Genomic DNA, 4,670 nt, shown 5'->3' with positions numbered 1-4,670 from the left:
GGGCGATGGGCGATGGGCGATGGGCGAACCAGATTGTTTGCAAGAGCCTGACCCTGTCAAGCTCTTGCTCTTCCTCTGGCCTCTAGCCTCTAGCCTCTAGCCTCTAGCCTCTAACCTCTAGCCATTTTATCAATGGCCTAGCTTCTCCAGCAAACTTCCCGCTTCTTGCTTGAGTTGGTCATCGCCGCCTTGGGCGACTTGTTCCAGCAGGCCGCGGGCACCTTCGCTGTCGTTCATTTCCAGGTAGGCTTTGGCCAAGTCCAGTTTGCTGGCAAATTCGCCCTGGCTATCAATATCCATGCTGCCAATATCAGCCAATACATCTGGGAACTCATCCAAACCGACATCTAGGTTGAGCGGGGCTTCATCCAACTCACTATCGAGCGACTCACCATCGAGATCCTTCATCAGTTCATCAATACTGATGTACGACTCTTGCGCAGCCTGTGTGGCAGGTTTCTCCTCCGCTTTAGGCTCCTCTAGCAACTCGCTGGCAGCCTCTTCATCTAAAGCAAGAGAAAGCTCGTTAGCCTCGACGTCAGCAATAGACTCCGAAGACACTTCTGAAACAGCACTATCTTCATCGAGAAGGTTGTCTTCGTCAAAGACAGGGACATCTTCAAGATTCATCTCTGGTTGCTGACCCCAGTCTTCGCCCTCTAACTCAGGTTCCGGGTTGTTCGCTGACCAGATCTCTTGCTCTTCTTCAGGCCATGCTTTTTCAGCAGTCACATCGCCAGCAACGTCTTCTGAGTGCCCCACCAGTTGTTCGCGCTCCCAGTCCGCCTGCAACTCGGGATCACTCAGCAAGGCATCCATATCCAGTCCCGCCGAATCAACAAACTCGTCACTCATCTGGGCTTCTGGCGAAGGAACACTATTTTGCACAGTTGTAGGTTGCTGTACTGCTTCAGGGCTAACAGACTGTGAGTCGATTCCTTCTGACACAGCGGCTTGCGCCTTGCTGCCCTGCTCCATCTCATACTGTTCAAGCTCATGCTGCTCATCAAATGAGGCCTGCAAGGCTTCATCTTCGCTGAACTCTGGCAGGCTAGCTGGGTCTAGCGTTTCAAACTCAATATCTGGGCGTCCATGCAACGAGTAAGGGCTCGCTGGCTGCTCGGCAACAGCCTCTTGTTCCTGAGGTTGAGGCTCTGGCGTTAAGTCTGCCGCCATTTCCGGCTGGACTGGAGGCTTCTCAGCAGCTTCTGCCGCCTGCTGTAACTGACGGACGATGTTATCGAGCATGGCTTGCTCATCATCATCAGTCAGTACTTGCTCTTGCTCTGCCTGCTGCTCAATCTCAGGATCGTTAAATGCCGCTTCTTCATCAAATTCAGGTAAGTCATCCAGTGTCAGTGGAGCACTATCATCATTCTCCTGAATTGGCTCGGCATCCAACTGGCGGTGCTCACCGTCAAGCTCAGGTTCCATTTCAAGCTCTGCCAGCAGTGTTTCCTCATCAAAGACAGGAAACTCTTCAGCATCAGGCTCTGCTGATTCAGTGACCGGCTGTCCCGCTGTTTGCGGCTCAGGATTTGTCAGCTCAGGCCCAGGTTCAACTACAGGCGCTTGCAGCTTAGGTTCTTCAACTGCCAACTCTTCAGGTGCCTGTTCTTCTGGAGCAAAATCAAAAGCCGGTTCGTCTAAGATGAGCTCTTGAAGGTCGGCATCATCTTGGACATCAATCGCTTCCTCATGAGCATTTTGCTCTGCTGCCCCGTCCAGTTCCTCATCACCTAGGCTTTCCAGTAACTGTTCAACGGTCTGGCCGATCGCTTCAATTTCGGCACTGTCGTTCAAACCGTCAGAATCAGGTGTATCAAACGCAGCTGAATCAAGAAGTTGCTCGATTTCATCAATTTCTGGCTGAGGTTCAGGGTCAGCCGGGCTATCAGGCTGCACATCAACATCAGCGGTCTCTGCCTGTGATGATGGCTGACTTTGTTCAGCGATAACCTGCTCTTGATTTAAATTAGATTGATCTTGAGTTAAACCATGTAGGCTGTTTTCTTGCTGAGGAACACTTTCCGCTCCATGCTCCGCAAGAAGCTCATCTATAGAACCAGCCTCTTCAACGGCAGAGTTCTCAGCAGTGTCTACTGGTGAGTGTTGCTCTAGGATATCATCGAGCAACTCAGTACTGTTCTCTTCAATAGTGATATCGTCGAGTGATACTGCAGCTTCTGGCTCAATGCCCTCAAGAGCGTCATCAGTGTCAGCCAGCAATTCGTCCAGTAGCTCAGTACTGTTTTCATCAATTTCAATATCTTGGCTTGCTAACAAACTGTCAGCTTCAGGCTCATCTAACAACTCATCAAGCAACGCCGTACTGTCTTCTTCCAGCTCAATATCAGATGTCAGGCTATCTTCGTCATCTAGCAGCTCATCAAGTAGTGCCGTTGAGTCATCTGGTGTCTGGGCCGCTGCACTTTCAACTGCCTCATCAAATATGGAGGCAAAATCCTCATCACTGCCTGGCGATGCCATCATGTCAATATCAGCTAACGCTTGGTCAACCGCAGCTTGCTCAGCCGTTTCTTGCTTCGCTTCGGGTGCAAAAGCATTGTCATCACCACCCACACTATCAAACAGCGCATCCAACTCATCTTGGTCGACCATCTGATTTGGCTGCGGAGCTTGATCATCCAAACCTTGACTTTCCAAAGCTTGGCTTTCTGCTGGCGCTTCATCCAGAGGTTGTTCGTCCAAAACATCATCAGAGGCTGAAGCGAACAGATCATCCAGCATAGCCTGATCAACTATCTGATCATCCTTCGCTGATGGATCCAAAGGTGCATCAAGATCGAGCTCGTCGCCGTCATAAGACAAATCAAAGCTATCTTCATCGTCCTCATCGGCCTGCAGCGACTGCTCCCACATTGCAGCCAGCTCTTCATCTGAATTCGGCTCTGGCTTTTTGTCCATTTCATCCAGAGCCCGCTCCATATCTTCAAGGCCGATAGCTTCATCATCGCTATTGACAGAGATACTGCTGGCACCAAGGTTACCCCCCAGCTCAAAGCCGTTGTCATCGCCGTCGCGTTTCGATTCCAGCTGGGAATCTTGGCCAAACAAGCTACTTTCAGGATCATCAAACAATGAGTCGTCATCACCGAAGAGGTCATCCAGTTCATCATCATCGCCCAGTGATAGGCTCGGTACCTCTTCGTCGTCAGTAGGCACAGGTGGCGGCGGTGGCATCATCGCAGCTTCATCTTGCGCCTGAGGCGCATCCAGTGACTTCACCTCATCTTCCGCTTCACGCTTGCGACCAAGCAGGAAGTAAACCAATGCACCTGCAATCAAGGCGCCAGGGATCAAAGCCAACGCAGCCAACATCAACGGGTTGGCAATCATGCGGTCAAACAAGGTTGGCTCAGGCTCAACAGTTTGTGTCTGCAGCGCACGCTGCTGGTCGATAAAGCCTTTGATTTGCTCGCGAAGCACTTCGTCATCGCTCAATTGCTGCTTCAATGCCGAGACTTCATGCTGCATCTCTGCCAGGCGAACACGCAATAAATGGTTGCTCTCGAGCAATTTTGTCATCTGCTCATCAGAGGCATCCAACTGAGCCTGAAGGACAGTCGGCTTTGGCGGAATCAGTGCCTCGGTCGCTGCAGGTGCTTCGACTGCCGGTGCTTGCTCGGCGGTCTTAACCTCTGTCTCTACCACAGGCTGTGTTTTTTCCTGTGGTGTTGCGACTACTGTTGGCTCTTGAACCTTGGCCTCTTGGGCAACTTCTACTGCTTTAGGTGCTGGCGTCGGTTTTGGTTCAGGCGCTCTGGCAACAGGCTGGGCAGCTTGAGCTGCTGGCTTGGGTGCATTAGCCGTTCGAGTCTGACTGCGTACTGGCGAACCTTGATCCGCTTCTAGGCGCTGCTTGACAGCATCAATGTTCTCTCGGCGCATCTGTGATTCTGTTGGGATAGCCAGCATGCTGCCTGGGATCAAGCCGTGAATATTACTATTCTCAAATGCCTGCGGGTTCTGGCGGAAGATAGCGCCAATCACCTGGTAAATAGAGACCTGATTATTCGGCCGGTAGCGCGTTGCAATAGACCACAACGTCTCAGAGTTCGTCGTCGGGCCATAGCGGAATGCATCGGCAGACGGTTGCCCCGGCGCGGCGGTGCTCTCCGTCAATGAGGAAGCGGCAGGCTGTACACCTTGGTTAGGCCCGGTAATACGAATGGTATTGGCATGGGCCGAAGAAGAAATTACAGCGGTGGAAAAAATTACCGGCAGAAAAAAGCGTTTTATCATCGTCGAAAGGTCAGACACTGCCTGTCATCCTCTTTGGCAGGAAAAATAGCTACGAATGAATAAGGGCACATCATGTGCACACATACAAGCGTCGTATGATACAAGAATATTTAACTTCGGCCTATGCACAATAATCTTGAGCGTGACCAAGCCAATCAATTTCGACTTCGGGAGCAAAGTCGCACTATTGTTGACCTACTCAGAACGATAGTAGATTCAGCACGTTGAAAATACAACAGCGCCTAAATCACCGTCAGGTGTTAGACAATAAAAAAGCGCCCTGCTTTAAGAAGCAAGGCGCTGTTGGGTCCTGTGGTCCTGTGGTCCTGTGGTCCTGTGGTCCTGTGGTCCTGTGGTCCTGTGGTCCTGTGGTCCTGTGGTCCTGTGGTCCTGTGGTCCTGTGG

At 51.4% G+C, this 4,670-nt stretch carries 1 protein-coding gene; it reads right to left on the bottom strand.

Features of this window, described 5'->3' with window-relative positions; all coding sequences use genetic code 11:
* Positions 1-129 precede the first annotated feature (129 nt).
* Positions 130-4,284: a FimV/HubP family polar landmark protein gene (locus tag BIZ37_RS29495; protein WP_187464579.1), complete on the bottom strand. Its 4,155-nt coding sequence runs from the start codon at positions 4,282-4,284 to the stop codon at positions 130-132.
* Between the last annotated feature and the right edge of the window lie 386 nt (positions 4,285-4,670).

The organism is Photobacterium sp. BZF1, assembly GCF_014349205.1.
Classification (GTDB): domain Bacteria; phylum Pseudomonadota; class Gammaproteobacteria; order Enterobacterales; family Vibrionaceae; genus Photobacterium.
Note: the sequence above shows the minus strand (reverse complement) of the source record. Positions and strands in the feature narration are given on the sequence as shown.